Here is an 18246-nt window from a genome sequence, read left to right as displayed (position 1 = left end):
TTATATTCCTTTTTGCTTCCCGCGACGTTGACGCGGCTTGCCCATCAGCACCGGCTGGAAAACCACCGCTCCGATCAGCGTGCAGAACAGCGAAAGCACGAGCAGCCTCCCCATGCTGGACGTGCCCGGATGGTGCGACAGCCACAGGCTACCAAACGCGGTGGCCGTTGTGGCGGCGCTGAACAGCACCGCATGCGTGAGGCTCGACTGCAACAGGCCGGTCTGGCCGTGGCGCCACGCCATCACGAAGTAGATCTTGAACGCGACGCCGACGCCGAGCATCAGCGGCAGCGCGATGATGTTCGCGAAGTTCAGTGGCATGCCGAATACCACGCACAGTTCGAGCGTGACGATCGCGGACACCAGCAGCGGCACCAGCGTGCGCAGCACGTCGCCGACACGGCGCAGCGCGATCCACAGCAGCACGGCGATCGACAGCAGCGCATAGACGGCCGCCTCCAGGAACGCCTTGATGATCGTGTTGGCCGAATGCAGGATCGAGATCGGTCCGCCGATCGCGCCCGGCTCCGCCTTCTTCACCGCATGCGCGAAGCGCGCGAGCATCTGGTCGTCGTTTGGATCGACGCCGGGCGGCACCTTCGGCGCGATATCGACGAGCGCATGACCGCCCTTGCCGATCCACATCGCGATGATGCCTGGCGGCAGGGTCTGCTGGGTTATTTCGGTCGGCTGCAGAAGGTTCTCAAGCTGCTTCAAGGCGATGCGCAGCGTGTCGGACATCGCGACTTCGGCGCGGTCGCGCGTGGCGGCGTCGGCGGCGGCGAGCTTTTGCAAGGTCGCGGACAGGTGCTGCGCATCCGCCGCGCCCGGGCCCGGATGGTCCTCGGCCGCGAGCGACAACTGATTCGCCGCGCGCTTCAATGCGGCGACGCGCAACTCGTCGGTGGCTTGCGGCGCGGGCTGCTGTTGCAGCGCCGGCAGCAGCTGTTGCGCGGCGCTCGCGATCAGCATCATCTTCTGCTGCTGGTCGGCCGGCACGAAGGTGCTCAGCGTGTTGACGCGGCCCACTTCCGGCAGCTTGCGCAGTCGCTCGGCCATCGCGTCGGCGTCGGCAAGCGACGGCGCCAGCGCCTGCACGTTGTTCACCGCGGCTTCGGGCGAATCCTTCAGCGACAGCAACGTTGCCATCGACTCGGTATGCGGGTCCTTCAGATGCAGCGGATTGAAGTCGAAACGCAGGTGCGTGAGCAGCGGTGTCGCGCCGATCACGACGAGCAGCGTGCCGATCAACACCGGCTTGCGATGGCGGTCGAGGAAGTCGTCGACGGGCTCGAGCTGCTTGAAACCGGGCGAGGCGACTTCGCCCGGCGGATTGAAGAGCTTCAGCAGCGCTGGCAGCAAGGTCATGTTGGTGAAGTACGCGACGAACATGCCGACGCCCGCGATCTGGCCAAGCTCCGACACGCCGCGATAAGCGGTCGGCAGGAACGAGAAGAAGCTCAGCGCGACTGCCACGGCCGCGAGCGTGAGCGGCACGCCGATGCTGTGCGCGGTGTGCATCAGCGCGGCCGACAGCCGGTCGTCGCGGTTGCGCTCCTCGCGATACTTGACGCCGAACTGCACGCCGAAATCGACGCCGAGCCCGACGAACAGCACCATGAACGCGACCGAAATCATGTTGAGCGCGCCGACCATCAACAGGCCGAGCGCGGCCGTGATCGCGAGGCCGACGAACAGCGTGATGAACACGGCCGCGATCATGCGGCCCGAGCGCAGCGCGAGCCACAGAATGATCAGGACGACGATGAAAGTGCCGATGCCGTTCAGCACCGCACCGTCCTGCACTGACGCGAACTCCTCGTCGGCGAGTGGCTGCTCGCCGGTCAGGCGGATCGTCGCACCGTAGCGCTGCTGGAGATGCAGCGAGACCGCGGTTGCGCGAATCGCCCTCGACGCGCTCGCGCCCGGCTCCAGCGCGTCGTAGTTGACGACCGGATGCACGACGACAAACGAACGCGCCGGATTGGTGGCGGCGCTTTTATCGACGAGAGCGCGCCACGAGAACGCGGCGGGCTGGCCGGCCAGCACGCGATCGAGCGTGTTCGCGCTTTGCGCAAGCAGCCGGCTCATGTCAGGGAGTTTGACCTGGCCGAGTTGCAGCGGCAGCAGCAGGGTCGTAGTCAGCGTGCCGGCGAGACCGGTCAGGCTCGGATCATGCGCAAGTTGATTGACGAGCGGGCGCGACTGCACGAGTTGCGAGGTGGTGGACATCACCTCGTCGGTGGACGGAAACAGCAGGCCGTTGTGTTCGAAGAACGGGCCGCCGGCGGGCTGCGAGACCGACGTGAACTCCTTCGGATCGGCTCTGAGCGCGGCGGTCAGCGCGTTGGCGGCGGCGTCGGCGAATTCGGGCGCGCGCGCCTCGACCACCACCAGCACGGTGTCGCCGCGGTCGGGGAAGGCGGCGTCGAGCGCGTTCTGGACTGCCGCCCATTGCTTGTCGGTCTCGATGAGACGGCTGATGTCCGTGTTGATCTTGAAGTTATGCGCGACGTATATGCCGCTCAGGACAGCGAGCACGATCGACAGCGCGATGATCCTCAGCGGATGACGCACCGAATACGCGACGAGACGGACGATAGATGACTTCAGCATGTAGGCGGACGTGGCCTTATCACGGGTGTTGTTTTTGACGAAGGTGCATAAGTATACAGAGCCCGGGCAAGCAAGCCCGACTTCGGTAGCAAGTACGGCTCCTGACGGCTTCGTCCGGATGGGAACGTAATCCCCGCTATACTGGTGTACCTCTCTTTAGCCGCGGGGCTGCGGCCCGTCGGCGCTACTTCTTTCGAGTCGTGACAAGCGTATGAAACGATATCTGACTGCTTTTGTGGCTGCGGCCGTGGTATCCACGGCGGCGTTTGCGCAGAGCGCACCCGACGCGGTGGTAAAAAGTGCAGTCCAGGGCACGGTGGCTGCAATGAAGGCTGACCCGCAGGCGCGCGGCGGCGACATGGCGCAGATCACCCAGGTCGTCCAGACGCACTTCCTGCCCGCCACCGACTTTCAGCGCACCACACGTATCGCGGTAGGCAAGCCGTGGGCGACCGCGACGCCGGAGCAGCAGAAGCAACTGTACGAGCAGTTTACGCTGCTGCTCACGCGTACCTATGCCGCATCGCTGTCGCAACTGCGCGACCAGGACGTGAAGTTCCAGTTTGCGCCGGTCAGCGTGCAAGGCGGCGCGACCGACATCGTCGTGCAATCGCACGTGATCAGCAACGGCGGCGATGACGCGATCGACTACCGGCTCACCAAGGGGCCGTCGGGCTGGAAGATCTATGACATCAACATGATGGGCGCGTGGCTGATCCAGGTGTATCAGACGCAGTTCGCCGACCAGATCGCCAAAGGCGGCATCGACGGGCTGATCAAATTCCTGACCGCGCATAATGCGCGCGGCGCGTAAGCGGGTCGGTCGACAGAAGTTTCAATCGGTAAAAGCAAAGCGCGGAGGCCTTGATTGGCCACCGCGCTTTTTTTCGAGTTGCTTGCGCTAACGATCAGGCGCAATACAGGGGCGGCGCGCGGCCGCTCTCCTGTCGAACGCCTCAGTGCGCGGCCGTCGCGGTCTCCACCTTCTTGCCCTTGCCGGCGCGCGTGATTTCTTCGAGCTTGATCTCGACGTGACGCGAGAACACGTACTCGGCGGGACGCTGCTTGTCGAGCGGAATGTCCTGCGCGAACGCGCCCGTGGTTTTCGGGCCGCGCATGCTGACCTTCAGCGCCTTCAGCGGATGCGCAACCGTGTCCATCACGGCCGTCGCTTCGAAACCGCAGTGGACCATGCAGTCCGCGCACTTCTCGTAGTTGCCGGTGCCGTACTTGTCCCAGTCCGTGGTTTCCATCAGTTCCTTGAAGGTCTTCACGTAGCCTTCGCCGACCAGATAGCACGGTTTTTGCCAGCCGAACACGGTACGCGCCGGGTTGCCCCACGGCGTGCATTCGTAGGTCTGGTTGCCCGCGAGGAAGTCGAGGAACATCGCCGACTGGCTGAACGACCAGTTCTTGCCGTTGTTGCCGCGCTTGAAGATTTCGCGGAACAGCTGCTTGGTCTTGTCGCGGTTCAGGAAGTGCTGCTGATCCGGCGCGCGCTCATACGCATAACCCGGCGATACCGTGATGCCGTCGACGCCCATCGGGCCCAACGTGTCGAAGAACTTCGCCACGCGTTCCGGCTGCGCGTCGTTGAACAGCGTGCAGTTGATGTTGACGCGGAAGCCGCGGCGCTTCGCTTCGCGGATCGCGGCCACGGCCTTCTCGTACACGCCTTCCTGCGACACCGAGTGATCGTGCGCTTCCTTGTCGCCGTCAAGATGAACCGACCACACGAAGTACGGATTCGGCTCGTAGTCGTCCATCTTCTTTTCCATCAGCAGCGCGTTCGTGCACAGGTACACGAACTTCTTGCGCGCCATGATGCCCTTGACGATCTGCGGCATTTCCTTGTGCAGCAGCGGCTCGCCACCCGCGATCGACACGACCGGCGCACCGCATTCGTCGACGGCCTGCAGGCATTCTTCCAGCGACAGACGCTGGTTCAGAATCGGATCCGGATAGTCGATCTTGCCGCAGCCATTGCAGGCGAGATTGCAGCGAAACAGCGGCTCCAGCATCAGGGCGAGCGGATAGCGTTTGTTGCCGGAGAGATGCTGGCGCATGATGTATGCGCCGACGCGGACTTTCTGTAGCAGCGGAATAGACAAGGCGTCCTCCTTAAACTTCGCGTGCAGCGAGTGGTTGCATCAGTTTCGATGGCAACTTGAATTCGACTTTTTCTTCACGGCCCGCCATCGTCGTGACATCGACGGGCCCCAATGCGCGTAGCGCATCGATTACGTTTTCGACCATTTCTTCGGGCGCCGACGCGCCGGCCGTGATGCCGACCGTGTGCACGTTGGCGAACCATTCCGGCTTCACTTCAGAGCCGTCGGCGACGAGGTAGCTCGCCACGCCGCTCTCGCTGCCGATTTCGCGCAGCCGGTTCGAGTTCGAGCTGTTGGTCGCGCCGACCACCAGCAGTACATCGACCTCTTTGCTCAATTCGCGCACCGCCGCCTGGCGGTTCTGCGTTGCATAGCAGATGTCGCGCGTGTCGGGACCGACCATGTCGGTAAAGCGGCGCAGCAGCGCGTCGATGATGCCGCGCGTGTCGTCGACCGACAGCGTGGTTTGCGTCACGTAGGCGAGCGGCGCATCGACCGGCAACTCGAGTTTCGCGACTTCTGCCTCGCTCTGCACGAGCAGCACCGTGCCGGGGATCTGGCCGATCGTGCCTTCCACTTCTGGATGGCCGGCGTGGCCGATCAGGATCAGCGTGCGGCCGGCGGCCACGTACTGACGACCTTGTACGTGCACCTTGGTCACGAGCGGGCAGGTTGCGTCGAGCACGTCGAGGCCGCGCGCTTCGGCATCACGTTCGACGGTTTGCGCAACACCATGCGCGCTGAATATCGCGACGGCACCTTGCGGCACTTCATCGAGTTCCTCGACGAAACGCGCGCCTTTCTGGCGCAGATTGTCGACCACGTGACGGTTATGGACAATCTCGTGCCGGACATACACGGGCGCGCCGTGTTGCTGTAACGCACGATCGACGATTTCGATTGCGCGGACAACGCCCGCACAAAAGCCGCGGGGCTGAGCAAGGATGACTCGCATAAGTTGGCGAACTCCGACTAACGCGGGTTTCGAAGAAGTCGTGAAACTGACTTTATCGCCGCGCCCATCTTGATTAGTTGACGTCTTGAGCCCCGGCGACCGGCCGGTACAGCAAAACCAAACGCGCATTCTAACGCTATCGGGGCCACTTTGCTTTTTGCTGCGGCCCGTGTGTTGGCCGCTTGCCGCACCCGCTGGGCCGTGCGGAGGACCGGGGCGGCGAGCGTTACAAAGATGTAAGGAGTCAGCGCGGGATTGCCTCTTAACGCGCCCGACCATGACCGCACACTGCACTGTCACGGCGGAACCCTTAAACTACCGATCCTTGCCGCGCGGACATCGCGCCGTATTACAGAATGGTTTCGAGGCTCGCTGGATGGACGTCGATCAGCACGAAAACTTTCCGATCGCGAGCGTGTTGCTGCCTAAGGCCCTACGCGCGCCTGTCGGTATTATCTATCAGGTCGTGCGCACTGCGGCCGATATCTCCGCCGAAGGCCAGTGGAGCGCCGCCGAGCGGCATGCCCGGCTGGCCGATTTCCGCGCCGGGCTCGACGCGATCGCGCAACGGCGCGCCGCGCCCGTGCATGCGCTGTTGTTCGGCAAGCTCGCTGGCGTGATCGCGCAATACGAGCTGCCGCTCGAACCGTTCTACGATCTGCTCGAGGGCTGCGCGCAGGACATCGATACGAATCGCTATGCGGATCGCGCCGCGCTCGTCGACTATTGCCGCCGCTCGGCGCATCCGGTCGGGCATCTGCTGCTGCATCTGGTTGGCGCGGCGACGCCGCACAATCTTGCCGATGCCGACGCGATCTGCACGGCGTCGCAACTGATCAGCTTCTGGCTCGACGTCGCCGCCGACTGGCAACGACAGCACGTGTACCTGCCGCAAGCCGATTTGCGCCGCTTCGGCGTGACCGAGGCGCAGATTGCCGATGGTGTCGTCGACGATGCGTGGCGCGCGCTGATGGCGTATGAAATCGCGTTCGTGCGCGCCACGCTGGTCCGCGGCGCACCGCTCGCGCTGCGCATGCCGGGGCGGCTCGGCATCGAGCTGTGCGGCGCGGTGCATGCAGGCTTTCGGTTTCTCGAGCGCATCGAGCGCGCGGATTACGATGTGTTCCGCGCGCGCCCGGTCCTCAATCTGTTCGACTGGTGCGTGGTGGCGGCGCGTACCCTGAAAATGCGACTATCCAGACGCGTCGGCATGGCGGCGCGCTCAATCGAGGGTAATGCTTAATGGCGGCGGTCCTGTTCGTTCTTTCGTGTGTTTCCCTGCTGATCTGGTGCGTGCTGCTGTTCGCGCGTGGCGGCTTCTGGCGCGCGCGTCCCGCCGCGCCGCTGGCCATCGCGGCGCGCGACGCATGGCCGGCCGTCGCGGCCGTCGTACCGGCGCGCAATGAAGTCGACGTGATCGCCGAGGCGGTCACGTCGCTGCTCGAGCAGGACTACGCAGGCGCGTTCCACGTGATCGTCGTCGACGATCACAGCACCGACGGCACCGCCGACGCCGCGCGTGCCGCAGCGCTGCGGCTGCAATGTCCGGAGCGCCTCACCGTGCTGAGCGCGAAGCCGTTGCCCCCGGGCTGGTCCGGCAAGGTGTGGGCGCAGTCGCAGGGCATCGAGGCGGTGCGCACGCTCGATCTGCCGGCCGAATTCCTGTTGCTGACCGATGCCGACATCGGCCATCCCGCCGAGGCGTTGACGCAGCTCGTCGCGCGCGCGGATGCCGAAAAGCGCGACCTCGTCTCGCTGATGGTTCGGCTGCGCTGCGATTCGTTCTGGGAAAAGGCGCTGATTCCGGCCTTCGTGTTCTTCTTCGCGAAGCTGTATCCGTTCGCATGGGTCAACAATCCACGCAACCGCACCGCGGCCGCGGCGGGCGGCTGCATGCTGGTGCGCCGCGCGGCGCTCGAGGAAGCGGGCGGCATCGAGTCGATCCGCGCCGAGCTGATCGACGATTGCAGTCTTGCCGCGCGCATCAAGCATCGTGGCACCGGCCGTCATCCGATCCGGCTCGATGTGGCGGCGAAGAGCGTGTCGCTGCGTCCCTACGATAGCTGGCGCGACATCTGGAACATGATCGCGCGCACCGCGTTCACGCAGCTGCGCTACTCGCCGCTGCTGCTCGCGGGCACGCTCGTCGGCATGGCGATCATCTATCTGTTGCCGCCGGTCGCGGCGTTGATCCTCGGGCCGCTCGGCTGGCCGGCCTGGATCGCGTGGGCGGCAATGTGCTGCGCCTATGCGCCGATGCTCGTCTACTACCGGCGCTCACCGCTGTGGGCGCCGTTTCTGCCGCTCGTGGCGCTGTTCTATGTCGGCGCAACGTTCGCATCGGCGGTGCGCTACTGGCGTGGCAAGGGTGGGCAGTGGAAGGCGCGCGTGCAGGCACCAGCGCAGGAGCGCTGAAGTCTGTCGATGGCCGATGCGCTCGTCGGATGCAGAAGGCAGACGTAAAAAAAGCGGCTCCAGGCCGCTTTTTCTACGTAGTGCGTTTCATCACGCGTTCGTCAGCATCATGTACATCTGGATCACGATGTCCGGCGAGAACGTGAACGGCACCCAGCCGTGGCCGGTGTGGCGCATCACCAGCAAGCGGTCGCCGTTCGACTGCTTCTGCACGGCCATCATCGGATTCTTCGTCGAGACGAATTGCCAGCCCGGCGGGATGCCTTGCGGCTGCTCCGGCGTCATCGAGGCCCGTGCGTTCGACAGTTCCTCGATCAGCCGGCCGATCTGATCCGGGCGTAGCGCGACGGTCTGGTCGCCGATCGTCATCGTGATTTCGTCGCGCGCGGGGCGGTTGATTTCGAGCGTCGGCTGGAATTGCGGGGCGGCCGGCGTATCGATCGCTTCGGCGTGCGTTTCTGCGTTTGCTTCGGTGCTCGCGGGCTGTTCCGCTGCTGCTTGCGCCGCTGCTTCGTGCGCGGCATGCTCCACCGCCGCGGGCGATGCCGCAGCGTCAGCGCTTGTCTCGGGAGTGTTCTCGGCCTGCGTGGCCACGACAGCCTGAATGAGCTGATCGACGCCCATTTCCAGCGCGCCGAGCTGTTCGTGAAGATTCATGCGAGGTTTCTCAGGTAGGACCCGCGATTTTACCCGCTGCGCGCGGGCTTGGACCCGTCGCCGGCGCGGGACTTGTAACAAAATGCTTACGGCCGCTGTTCAGTCCTTCACTTAACCGTTCACTTACCCCTTGATCACCGCTTCAGATACCCCGCCTGCCGGAACCATTCGAGCGCATCGGCGAGCCCCTCGCGATAAGGCCGCGCCCGATACCCCAGCTCGCGTTCCGCCTTCGCCGACGTGAAATACATCTTGTTCTTCGACATCTTCAGTCCGTCGACGGTGACGAAAGGTTCGCGCTTCGTGAATTTGGCGACCGCTTCCGCGCCCATCGCGAGCGGATACAACGGCCAGCGCGGCAGGCTCAGTGTCGGTGCCTTGCGGCCGGTCAATGCCGCGATATCGGCGAGCATCTGCTGCAACGGCAGATTTTCGCCGCCCAGAATATAGCGCTCGCCGATCTTGCCGCGCTCGAGCGCAAGGAAATGACCGGCGGCGACGTCGTCGACGTGCACGAGGTTCAGCCCCGTATCGACGAATGCGGGAATCTTGCCGAGCGCCGCCTCCAGAATGATGCGCCCGGTGGGCGTCGGTTTCACGTCGCGCGGGCCGATCGGCGTCGATGGATTGACGATCACCGCGGGCAGACTGTCCTCGGCGATCATGCGCTCGACCGCGCGCTCGGCGAGCACCTTGCTGCGCTTGTAGACGCCGATCGCCTGGTCGGCGCGAAGCGGCGAGGTTTCGTCGGCGGACTGGCCGGAGCTCGTCACCTTCAGCGTGGCGACGCTGCTCGTATACACGATGCGTTCCACGCCTTCCTTCAACGCCGCGCGCATCGTCGCCTCGGTGCCTTCGAGATTCGCGCGCTCGATCTCGCCGGGGTCCGGCGCCCACAGCCGATAATCGGCGGCCACATGTAGCAGATAGCGCACGCCGCGCAGCGCGTTGCGCATCGATGCTTCGTCGCGCATGTCGCCGACGACGATTTCCGCGTCGAGCGATTCGACGTTCTTGCGCGGACTCGTCGCGCGCACCAGCACGCGTACGCGAAAGCCCTTGCTCTGCGCGATGCGCGCCACCGACGAGCCGACGAAGCCGGACGCGCCGGTCACGAGCACGAGATCGCGATTCTGTTCGGTCATTCTGTTTCCATTTCCTGCGTGACGGTCGACGGATTGTACGTGGCGCGCGCAAAGGATGGGCGTTGCCGAGCGCGCTCGCCGCGACGCGACTAGAATGCCGGCTTGAAAGATTGTCAGGCATTAAAAGGAGGTAGCGGCATGGCCCCGGATCTGGATGAGCGGATCGAAACGTATTACGCGCGGGTGCGCGGCACCGTGCAGGGCGTTGGCTTTCGCCTTGCGACGGTGCGCCAGGCGCACGCGCTCGGCATCAAGGGATGGGTCGCGAATCTCGACGACGGTTCGGTCGAGGCGATGTTGCAGGGACCGGCCAATCAGATCGACCGGATGTTGTCGTGGCTGCGTCACGGACCGCCGGCGGCGCGCGTGACCGAAGTGAGCGGCGAGGAGCGCGTGACGGACAGGCGTTACGAGCGCTTCGAGCAGCATTGAGCTCGAGCTGCGCGAGTTAAAAAAGCGGCGCGCCGTCCAGAGGAGGGCGCGCCGCTTTTTCGTTTATGCCTTTATCGGCCGTTATTTGCCGCGTGGTCAGCGCTTACCGGGCCACCAACAAACTCTCCGCGAATCCCCACTCATCCTCGATCCATTGATGGCTGCACACGAAGCCGGCGTCATCGGCGATCGCGGGCAATTCTTCCGCGCGATACTTGTGGCTGCTTTCGGTCCAGATCGTCTCGCCTTCCTCCAGCGACACCGTCAGCTTTGCGGCGCGCACGTGAGCGGTGATATCGCGCTTCGCGCGCAGATGCATCTCGATGCTGCGCGCGTCCGGATTGAAGCGAGCGACGTGCTCGAACTCATCGAGCGGAAAGTCGCCGTCGAGTTCGCGGTTGACGCGCGCGAGCAGGTTCAGATTGAACGACGCGGTCACGCCGATCGCGTCGTCGTAGGCTGCGACCAGCACCGGCGTCGGTTTGATCAGATCGGTGCCGAGCAGCAGCGCGTCGCCGGGCGCGAGCATGTTGCGGATCTCGCGCAGAAAACGCGTCGCCGCGAGCCTGCCGAAGTTGCCGATCGTGCTGCCGAGAAACAGCACGAGCAAGCGGTCGCCGGGCGCGCGCTGCCGGCTCACTTCGGCGAGACCGGCCAGATAGTCGCGCTCATAACCGACGATCGAAATCCGCTCGATGTCACCGAGTTCGCGCCGGCACAACTGCAACGCACTGCGCGAAATTTCAATCGGGCAGTAGGAAGTAGGGCGTTTTTTACACAGCGCCTCGAGAATGCGCCGCGTTTTACGGCCGCTGCCGCTGCCGAGTTCGGCGACCGTGACGTCATGCGGCAAATGCTCGACGATGTCGGCCGCGTGCTTCGCGAGCAGACGTTCTTCGGCGCGCGTGACGCCATATTCGGGCAATACGGTAATCACTTCAAAAAGTGCGGAACCGACCTCGTCGTACAGATACTTCGACGGCAGCTCTTTCTGCGGCGTATGGGTGAGGCCGGCGTACACGTCGGCGGCGAAGGCGCGACGCAGTTCGGAAGGCGAGTTGCTGAGCGATAGGGCTGGCTGGGTCATGCTGGCTCCAGTAGTCACATTCGATGAGCGGGATTGCTGCCGGGCGGTGGCATGCGCGACGAAACGCAGTTGAGGCATGCCGTGGGCGAGATGCGCGGGCGGTGATTCGTGGCGGCCTGACAGACTGCGCTCGAGGCTGCATTCGCCGACCCGGCTCGTGGGTGCTGCTCGTTGCGTGCCGCTGTGGACGTCGTTGTCGCGAGTGGTCCGGCCACAGCGTGCAAAACTTGGGTAGCAAGATTCGCGCGAGGCGAGGACGAACCGGAAATGGCTTCGCCGGCCGCGGCGCACGAAGTTATGTTCTAGTGCATCGACGCGCGACGCGCACGACTAATTGCAGCCGACTGACGAAAAAGCGCAAGCCCGTTGGCGAATAACCCGTCTAGAATGCCCGTTTTCCTACGGTTTTGCACCGCCGCTTCAGAACGACAACGCAGCGTCTGCCGCTTTGCCGCGTGGCCGCCTGCTCACGAGACATCATACTCATGACGACAACGAACGCCGCGAGCCTGCGTCGCGCGCCGCAAGCCCACGCGTCACACCGATCCCCGACCGCGCAATGAATCACAACGACTTCAGGCGCGGGATCGCATTGTCGGTCGGCGCGTCGGCGATGTTCGCATTATTGTCCGCTTACGCGACGCTGCTCAAACCGCTGTCGGGCCTCGACATCTTCGCGTGGCGCATCGTGTGGACCGTGCCTGGCGCGCTGCTGCTCGTCGCGGTGCGCAAGCGCCTGCCGATTCTGCGCGCGCTCGTTGTCCAAATGATGACGCAGCCGAAGCTCGGTGCCGCGATGGCCGTGGCTGCGGGCCTGCTCGGCGTACAGCTGTGGCTGTTTCTGTGGGCGCCGCTGCATGGGCGCATGCTCGAAGTGTCGCTCGGCTATTTCCTGCTGCCGCTCGTGATGGTGCTGGTCGGCCGCTTCCACTATCGCGAGCGGCTCGACGCGTTGCAGTGGCTCGCGGTCGCGTGCGCGGCGGTTGGCGTCGCTCACGAACTGTGGGTGACGGGTGCGTTCTCGTGGCCGACGCTCGTCGTCGCGCTCGGTTATCCGCCTTATTTCGTGGTGCGTCGTCAGATCAATCAGGATTCACTTGCGATGTTCACCGTCGAAATGGCGTTGCTGCTGCCGGTGGCCGCCGTGTGCATTCTCGGCGGCGGCTCGCTGCAAGCAATCGCCGGCCGCGCCGAAATGTGGTGTCTGCTATTGCCGGGCCTCGGTGCGTTGAGCACGCTCGCGCTCGCTTCGTATCTGAAGGCGAGCCGACTGTTGCCGGTCGCGTTGTTCGGCATCCTCGGCTACGTCGAGCCGGTGCTGCTCGTGTTCGTGTCGATCACGCTGTTGCGCGAAACGCTGAGCGTCGCGCAACTCGCGACCTATGTGCCGATCTGGATCGCCGTCGCGCTGACCGCGCTGCACAGCGTGCGCTTAGTTCGGTTCGCGTCGAACTGAACTATGGCGCTCGCTCAGCGATGCGCGTCGGTCCGCTGCGGATCGATGCGCGTCGGGCCTACCTCAGCCTCGATCGCATCGCGCAGTTCGGGGCGCCAGCCGACACCGAACAGCGCTTCGGCGAGCACGAATAGCGGGCCGATCAACAGGCCGATCACGTCGTCGACGAATGCCGGCTTGCGATGTTCGTAGGCCACGTGGCCGACGAACTGGAACACCCAGCCGACCACGAACAGCCCAATGCCGGTCGCGAGCCACACGAGCGTCGTTTGCGCGGCGATCCACTCGCCGAACCCGACGCAGAGCGCCGAGACGCAGGCCATCAGCACGCCGAGCGGCACGTCGAGCGCGAGGTAGTAGACGGTCGCCGCCACGAACAGCAGCCACGCCGGCGACAACGTGACCGGGAACATCCCGGCGCCAAACGACGGGCGGCTCAGCAACACCGCGAGCGCGAGCACGATCATCGGAATGCCGACGAAGTGCGTGGCGATATTGCGCCGGTCGCGATGGTAGGCCGCGTATTGCGTCAATTGCTGCGTCAGCGTTCTCATCAGTGCCGCTCCTGTGTCAAAGTCAGCATAATCGCGGGCAGCGGATTTTCAAACCATCGGGTAGCCGACAATCAGCAACGACCGTCCACGGATACCGTCCATGACAGCGCGTTTTTCATCGAAGGAGCTTGCCGGGCTGCTCGAGCGCACGCCGGCTTACTGGCATGCGTTCGGTCTGCTGCTCGCGCACAAGCTGCGTCTGGCGTTCGAGGCGATCGAGGAAGCCGCGCTATTGCCGGCCGCACCGCGTGTCGCGCGGCGCCTGTTGCTGATGGCGGGCGGCTATGGCGAACCCGGCGCATTGCGCAACGTGCTGAAGGTCCCGCAGGAAGACCTGGCGATGATGCTCGCGTTGTCGCGGCAGACGATCAATCAGGTGCTCAAGCACTTCGAGACGCAGGGCGCGTTGAAGCTGCGCTATGCGGAAATCGAAATCGTCGATGCCGACAAGCTGCGTGAACAGGCTTTCGTCGAGCGCATTTAACGCGCGCTCGGGTGGCTGACGCGACGTTTCAATGGACCGATCGTCGCGGCGGGCAACGTGGTGAGCAGCATGTGCAACGTGAAGTGGAGATCTTCGCGCGCGATGTCGAGTTGCACGCGGTCTTCTTCGCGCACGGTTTCCGTGTTGATTACATAGACGCCGAGCGGTGAATGAAGCAGTGCGCGCAAGTGAGCGTGCGGCAGCGTCACGAGTAGAGCCGCGCGCGCCGACGGAAACGCAATGACGTTGCTGTGTTGAACCTGCTTGCTGGCAGGTTGCGGCGAGAGCTTGTCGAGCGATTGGGTAAGAGCCATGTGATGCGGCGTTGGTGCGACGCGATGGTGAATTGGAACAATTCGAGAGTAGTCGTCCGCGAGTAAAGACGGTGCAAAAATTCGCGCGTTTGTCGGCAAAAAGATACGACGGCGAATGACACGCGGCATAAAAAAGGCGAGTCATAAGACTCGCCCTCCCCGAACGGCACAGTCCGGCTTCGATCAACTTCTATTTGAACAGCACCTGCATGGCCGGTCAGCGCCGAAACCGATCACGTGTTATTGCGTTTTGGTCGTGTCGGCTTGTGCGCCGTCGGCTTTCGCCGGGGCAGTGCTGGCCTCTTTCGCACTCTCCGTTTTAGTCTTCGCGGCACTCGTTTCGGCGGCATTTTTGGCCGTGGACTTGTGGGCCTTCTTCGTATGGGCGGAAGTCTTTTTCACGTGCTTTTGCGTAGCGGCTTCGGCAGGCGCTTTCGTTGCGGTCGCGCCGGCTTGTACCGCGGTGCTTGCCTTCAGATTCGCCTGGCCGGTGGCTGGCAACTGCGTGGTTTGCGCGGGTTGTGCGGTAGACGGTGCGGTCGTTTGAGCAAAGGCGGTCGACACGAGCAGTGCGGAAGCAACAGCGGCGAAAAGCGTCTTCATGATGTGACTCCAGGTTGAATCGGTGGATTCGTTTGTCGCGGCTGAATCATTTCAGCGCTGCCGGTTTAACGTAGGGCGGAATACAGAAGTTGACGCCGCGCTGGTGACAAAACGTAAGTAGTGCGTCAGCGCGGATACATGTTGCGACTCACAAAGCGAATCCCCGAAAAGGCGCCACGCTCAATGAAGACGCGACCGCGGTCTTGCCGAGCAATTGCGCTAAAGCCTCCGGCGAGACCGCTGGGCTAAACAGGAAACCCTGGGCCACCGTGCATCCGTGACGGACCAGAAACTCGCGCTGGACATCGAGCTCGACCCCTTCAGCGACGACATCGAAGCTCAGCGTTTCAGCAATCGCGATGATGGCAAGCGACAGAGCTTCGAGTTCCTTGTCTCTGCCGATTTCGCAAACGAAGGCGCGATCGATCTTGATGCGGTCGACGCTAAAGCGTTTCAGATAGCTGAGGCTCGAATAACCGGTGCCGAAGTCGTCGATAGCGATGGACACACCGAGTTCGCGCAGTTCGCGAAAAGCCCGTTGCGCTTCTTCAGCGTTGCGCATCAACGTGCCCTCGGTGACTTCGAGCTCCAGCAGTTCGGCGGGCCAATGGGCATCGTCGAGTGCCGAGTGCACTACGCCTGGAAGGTCCGCCCGTTCGAGTTGAAGTGGCGAAACATTGACCGATATGCGCACGGGCGGAAGCCCCGAGCGTACCCATGCGCTCGCCTGCAGACACGCCTGCCGCAATACCCACGTGCCGATGTTCTGGATCAGACCGGTTTCTTCGGCAAGCGGGATGAAGACGGCCGGCGAGACTTCACCGAGTTCGTCGTCGTGCCACCGCAAAAGTGCCTCGGCACCGACGATGCATCCGGTTTTCATGTCGATTTGCGGCTGATACGCCAGATACAACTCATTGGCTTTCGCCGCGCGCCGCAGTCGCGTCGTGAGCCGCAACTTCTCGGCGGCCGCCCGGCTCAGCTCCGGTTCGTAGAATTGATAGCCGTTTCTCCCACGCGATTTCGCCACGTACAACGCGGCATCGGCATTTCGCGTGAGCAGTTCCGGCTGGGCGCCGTCTTGTGGAAAAGTACTGACGCCGATGCTTGCTTCGAGATAAAGCTCGTGCTCGCCGATGCGATACGGCTCGCTCATCTCGTGAATCAGCGTGTCCAGCATTTCGGTGAGTTGCTTCGCGTCGGCCCGTTCCGCGACGATGACGAATTCATCGCCCCCGTAACGCGCGACGAAATCCGTCGCGCGCAGCAGACGCTGAAGCCTTCGCGCCACGGCCTGTAGCAGCAAATCGCCAATGCGGTGTCCGAGCGAATCGTTGACGTCCTTGAAACGATCGAGATCGAGGAACAGGACGGAAACGTTCTGACCTGTCGCTGCCGCGCGGACGAGCGACTCTGAAAGATGTTCGCCGAGCAGCACCCGGTTCGGCAGATCGGTCAGTGCGTCGTATCTGGCTTGATGCTCGAGTCTTGTGAGCGAACGACGAAGATGCGCTCCAATGCGCCCGTTCCAGTGAATCAGCGAAAGCAGCAACAAGGCCGAAGCGACGCCGCAGCTCAACAGCATGCGCGTAAACCACTTCCCATCCAATGAGGATTTGCTGACGACTGAAGCGACCTTGGCGTCGGCCGCGAGTCGTACGTCGACGACCCGCTCGAGAACGCTATAGAAATAGGCGTCGATTTGTTCGAGTCTGGGGTCGCCCACTGCCACACTGCCGGGATGTTCCGCGATCTTGCGCGCAAGACCAAAGCTCAGCTCGCTAAGTCTGCCGACCATGTCGTCCAGATCCGACAGCCTCGATATGCATTCCTGATTCTCGCTGCAGCTCTCGCGCGCGTCGCGCGTCAACGCGAGCAGTTCCAGCATCGGAAAGCTATAAGCGGCGCGGTTGTAAAGCGGCACCGTTGCGATCGAGGTGTAGAGCGTCGCATGCTCATCGAGCATGACTTGCTGAACCTGGTCGAGATCATGGCGCAGCCGCCCGGAAGCCTGGATCGTCCGAAGCGAACTGTCCTGCTCGCTGCTCTGGCGGATTGCGAGGAAGGTACTCGTCGCAATGACAGCGAGAATGGCAAGTACGGCTATGACAGTACCGGCTTTGCGCGTTGCTTCCTGTCCCAAGGCCCTTCCCTTTCCGTCGACCCGGTGCGGGCGAACACCGACCCGCCCGGATAGTGAATGTTTAGGTGGCTGCATGACTTGCCTTAGGGCGCTCCGGATCTGCCTGTAACGGCGCGCGATGGGTCTGCTTATCCGCCTATCGATCGGCAAATTCCACGCGGTTGCGCCCGCTTCGCTTGGCGCGGTACAGAGCCGCATCGGCGAGGCCATATGCGGTGTCGAAACAGGTTCCGACCTCGTTGATGCTGACGCCAAAGCTGGCCGTGATGCGGCGCTCGACGGGTGGAACGACCAGCGAGTCACCGATGGCTTCTCGCATGCGCTCGGCAAGAATGGCACCGCTGGCCGGTTCATGACCGGGCAGCAGCACGGTGAACTCCTCACCGCCCACTCGCCCGATGAAGCCTTGTTCCCCGACGATTCTGCGCAGACAATCGACGACCCCCGAAATGACCGCGTCTCCGGTGGGGTGGCCGTAGTCGTCGTTGATCCGCTTGAATTCGTCGATGTCGAGGATGATCATCACCGCGCTGCTGATGCGCAAGACCTTGGTGGTCCGTTCGATCACGGCACTGCGGTTCAGTACGCCCGTCAACGCGTCGTGCGATGCGCGATACGCCAACTGCTGGGCCAGCGCCTGCATCTCGCGTTCGGCCCGGTCGCTGCGGCCGATCAGGCGCCGTGTCTCGCGCATCAGGCGCTGGAAGTGCTCGATCAGTTCGCCCAACGACTGGCGATACTCCGCGGCGTCCGCATCGATGATCGAATGCATGGCCCGAGCCTTTGCCAGCGCGGTGCTTTCGTCCTGGAACAGATCGGGTGCGCCGCCCGAGGACACGTCAAGGGAAGAGGTCGAACGCACTTTACTTTCCCTGCTGCGCAATGGGACGATCGGTGAACTCGATCGCGCGGAAATCGGCTTTCAGTTCTTCGCCGAATTCGGCAATGGTCTCGTCTTCCTCGTCGCGATACCAGTTCATCGACACGCGGCTTCCCGATTCCGCCGCCTGATCGAGCGCGTCGAAGATGCTGAACAGCATTTTGGTACTCGAGCTATTGAAGTACGTCAGCGCGACGTCGATGGTGATCTCGGCCCCGGCGTTCGCGGCGAGGTATTTGCGCATCTGCTCGATGATCGGCGCGTAAAAGGCGGCTGCGTTTTCGGGGTAAGACTCTCCCCTGATCGACAACGCATGTTGGTCGAAGCGAAAATCGACTTCGGGCGATGTCGTCGTCGCCGGGATGTGTAGGTTTTCCATTGTTCGTGTGCCTTC

General features: G+C 63.4%; 17 protein-coding genes and 1 pseudogene. 6 read left to right on the top strand and 12 right to left on the bottom strand.

Features of this window, described 5'->3' with window-relative positions; genetic code table 11:
• A complete protein-coding gene (locus OKW40_RS30660; protein WP_429493172.1) occupies positions 1 to 2616 on the bottom strand; it encodes an MMPL family transporter in 2616 nt (871 codons plus the stop codon).
• A gap of 211 nt (positions 2617 to 2827) precedes the next feature.
• Here OKW40_RS30660 and OKW40_RS30655 point away from each other — a divergent pair, with 211 nt between their 5' ends.
• Positions 2828 to 3430, top strand: a complete 603-nt coding sequence (locus OKW40_RS30655) for an MlaC/ttg2D family ABC transporter substrate-binding protein (RefSeq protein ID WP_184057725.1) — start codon at positions 2828 to 2830, stop codon at positions 3428 to 3430.
• A gap of 142 nt (positions 3431 to 3572) precedes the next feature.
• Here OKW40_RS30655 and hpnH read toward each other — a convergent pair whose 3' ends face one another.
• Both hpnH and ispH read right to left on the bottom strand, forming a co-directional pair.
• A complete protein-coding gene (gene hpnH / locus OKW40_RS30650; RefSeq protein WP_018423996.1) occupies positions 3573 to 4727 on the bottom strand; it encodes an adenosyl-hopene transferase HpnH in 1155 nt (384 codons plus the stop codon).
• Positions 4728 to 4737: 10 nt separating this feature from the next.
• Positions 4738 to 5682, bottom strand: coding sequence for a 4-hydroxy-3-methylbut-2-enyl diphosphate reductase (ispH, locus tag OKW40_RS30645; protein ID WP_090808097.1), 945 nt, complete (start codon positions 5680 to 5682; stop codon positions 4738 to 4740).
• A 376-nt stretch (positions 5683 to 6058) separates the two neighbouring features.
• On the opposite strand from ispH, the gene hpnC reads away from it, so the two are divergent.
• Positions 6059 to 6925 (top strand): squalene synthase HpnC, encoded by an 867-nt coding sequence (gene hpnC, locus OKW40_RS30640; RefSeq protein ID WP_090808096.1) that lies wholly within the window; start codon positions 6059 to 6061, stop codon positions 6923 to 6925.
• The gene (locus OKW40_RS30635; RefSeq protein ID WP_429493171.1) at positions 6925 to 8097 is read left to right on the top strand and encodes a glycosyltransferase; all 1173 of its coding nucleotides are present in this window, start codon (positions 6925 to 6927) and stop codon (positions 8095 to 8097) included. Before hpnC ends, OKW40_RS30635 begins: the two co-directional genes overlap by 1 nt.
• Positions 8098 to 8187: 90 nt before the next feature.
• On the opposite strand, the gene OKW40_RS30630 is transcribed toward OKW40_RS30635, so the two are convergent.
• A complete protein-coding gene (locus OKW40_RS30630; RefSeq protein WP_429493170.1) occupies positions 8188 to 8754 on the bottom strand; it encodes a hypothetical protein in 567 nt (188 codons plus the stop codon).
• Between the two features lie 134 nt (positions 8755 to 8888).
• Positions 8889 to 9899, bottom strand: coding sequence for a hopanoid-associated sugar epimerase (gene hpnA / locus OKW40_RS30625; RefSeq protein ID WP_429493169.1), 1011 nt, complete (start codon positions 9897 to 9899; stop codon positions 8889 to 8891).
• 138 nt (positions 9900 to 10037) lie between these two features.
• Between hpnA and OKW40_RS30620 the strand changes: the two genes are divergently transcribed.
• Entirely contained in the window at positions 10038 to 10331 is a 294-nt protein-coding gene (locus tag OKW40_RS30620; RefSeq protein ID WP_090808088.1) for an acylphosphatase, read from the top strand.
• Positions 10332 to 10434: 103 nt separating this feature from the next.
• Here OKW40_RS30620 and egtD read toward each other — a convergent pair whose 3' ends face one another.
• Complete coding sequence (gene egtD, locus OKW40_RS30615) at positions 10435 to 11418, bottom strand: L-histidine N(alpha)-methyltransferase (protein ID WP_429352779.1); 984 nt, start codon at positions 11416 to 11418, stop codon at positions 10435 to 10437.
• A gap of 559 nt (positions 11419 to 11977) precedes the next feature.
• Here egtD and rarD point away from each other — a divergent pair.
• A complete protein-coding gene (rarD, locus tag OKW40_RS30610; protein WP_429493168.1) occupies positions 11978 to 12874 on the top strand; it encodes an EamA family transporter RarD in 897 nt (298 codons plus the stop codon).
• Positions 12875 to 12888: 14 nt separating this feature from the next.
• Here rarD and OKW40_RS30605 read toward each other — a convergent pair whose 3' ends face one another.
• Complete coding sequence (locus OKW40_RS30605) at positions 12889 to 13428, bottom strand: DUF962 domain-containing protein (protein ID WP_184057742.1); 540 nt, start codon at positions 13426 to 13428, stop codon at positions 12889 to 12891.
• A 127-nt stretch (positions 13429 to 13555) separates the two neighbouring features.
• Between OKW40_RS30605 and OKW40_RS30600 the strand changes: the two are divergent.
• A pseudogene (locus tag OKW40_RS30600) lies at positions 13556 to 13912 on the top strand (Crp/Fnr family transcriptional regulator); the annotation flags it as partial.
• Here the strand turns inward: OKW40_RS30600 and OKW40_RS30595 are convergent.
• From OKW40_RS30595 to OKW40_RS30575, 5 genes are all read right to left on the bottom strand, one after another.
• Positions 13909 to 14226, bottom strand: coding sequence for a hypothetical protein (locus OKW40_RS30595; RefSeq protein WP_184052781.1), 318 nt, complete (start codon positions 14224 to 14226; stop codon positions 13909 to 13911). The pseudogene OKW40_RS30600 and the gene OKW40_RS30595 sit on opposite strands and share 4 nt — an antisense overlap.
• Positions 14227 to 14466: 240 nt before the next feature.
• Entirely contained in the window at positions 14467 to 14829 is a 363-nt protein-coding gene (locus OKW40_RS30590; protein ID WP_429493167.1) for a hypothetical protein, read from the bottom strand.
• 148 nt (positions 14830 to 14977) lie between these two features.
• Entirely contained in the window at positions 14978 to 17182 is a 2205-nt protein-coding gene (locus OKW40_RS30585) for a putative bifunctional diguanylate cyclase/phosphodiesterase (RefSeq protein WP_429493166.1), read from the bottom strand.
• Entirely contained in the window at positions 17109 to 17834 is a 726-nt protein-coding gene (locus tag OKW40_RS30580; RefSeq protein WP_429493165.1) for a GGDEF domain-containing protein, read from the bottom strand. Before OKW40_RS30580 ends, OKW40_RS30585 begins: the two co-directional genes overlap by 74 nt.
• A gap of 1 nt (position 17835) precedes the next feature.
• Positions 17836 to 18231: a DUF1987 domain-containing protein gene (locus OKW40_RS30575; protein WP_090808074.1), complete on the bottom strand. Its 396-nt coding sequence runs from the start codon at positions 18229 to 18231 to the stop codon at positions 17836 to 17838.
• Positions 18232 to 18246 lie beyond the last annotated feature (15 nt).

The organism is Paraburkholderia sp. RAU6.4a, assembly GCF_050435625.1.
GTDB lineage: Bacteria > Pseudomonadota > Gammaproteobacteria > Burkholderiales > Burkholderiaceae > Paraburkholderia > Paraburkholderia tuberum.
This window is presented reverse-complemented; position numbering and strand designations above follow the sequence as displayed.

What these genes read in the sequence shown, in the direction of transcription:
- OKW40_RS30575 (WP_090808074.1), bottom strand. Translation starts at nt 18,231, where the DNA reads ATGGAAAACCTACACATCCCGGCGACGACGACATCGCCCGAAGTCGAT.
- egtD (WP_429352779.1), bottom strand. Translation starts at nt 11,418, where the DNA reads ATGACCCAGCCAGCCCTATCGCTCAGCAACTCGCCTTCCGAACTGCGT.
- OKW40_RS30655 (WP_184057725.1), top strand. Translation starts at nt 2,828, where the DNA reads ATGAAACGATATCTGACTGCTTTTGTGGCTGCGGCCGTGGTATCCACG.
- ispH (WP_090808097.1), bottom strand. Translation starts at nt 5,682, where the DNA reads ATGCGAGTCATCCTTGCTCAGCCCCGCGGCTTTTGTGCGGGCGTTGTC.
- OKW40_RS30630 (WP_429493170.1), bottom strand. Translation starts at nt 8,754, where the DNA reads ATGAATCTTCACGAACAGCTCGGCGCGCTGGAAATGGGCGTCGATCAG.
- OKW40_RS30620 (WP_090808088.1), top strand. Translation starts at nt 10,038, where the DNA reads ATGGCCCCGGATCTGGATGAGCGGATCGAAACGTATTACGCGCGGGTG.
- OKW40_RS30660 (WP_429493172.1), bottom strand. Translation starts at nt 2,616, where the DNA reads ATGCTGAAGTCATCTATCGTCCGTCTCGTCGCGTATTCGGTGCGTCAT.
- hpnA (WP_429493169.1), bottom strand. Translation starts at nt 9,899, where the DNA reads ATGACCGAACAGAATCGCGATCTCGTGCTCGTGACCGGCGCGTCCGGC.
- rarD (WP_429493168.1), top strand. Translation starts at nt 11,978, where the DNA reads ATGAATCACAACGACTTCAGGCGCGGGATCGCATTGTCGGTCGGCGCG.
- hpnC (WP_090808096.1), top strand. Translation starts at nt 6,059, where the DNA reads ATGGACGTCGATCAGCACGAAAACTTTCCGATCGCGAGCGTGTTGCTG.
- OKW40_RS30635 (WP_429493171.1), top strand. Translation starts at nt 6,925, where the DNA reads ATGGCGGCGGTCCTGTTCGTTCTTTCGTGTGTTTCCCTGCTGATCTGG.
- OKW40_RS30590 (WP_429493167.1), bottom strand. Translation starts at nt 14,829, where the DNA reads ATGAAGACGCTTTTCGCCGCTGTTGCTTCCGCACTGCTCGTGTCGACC.
- OKW40_RS30595 (WP_184052781.1), bottom strand. Translation starts at nt 14,226, where the DNA reads ATGGCTCTTACCCAATCGCTCGACAAGCTCTCGCCGCAACCTGCCAGC.
- OKW40_RS30585 (WP_429493166.1), bottom strand. Translation starts at nt 17,182, where the DNA reads ATGGCCTCGCCGATGCGGCTCTGTACCGCGCCAAGCGAAGCGGGCGCA.
- OKW40_RS30605 (WP_184057742.1), bottom strand. Translation starts at nt 13,428, where the DNA reads ATGAGAACGCTGACGCAGCAATTGACGCAATACGCGGCCTACCATCGC.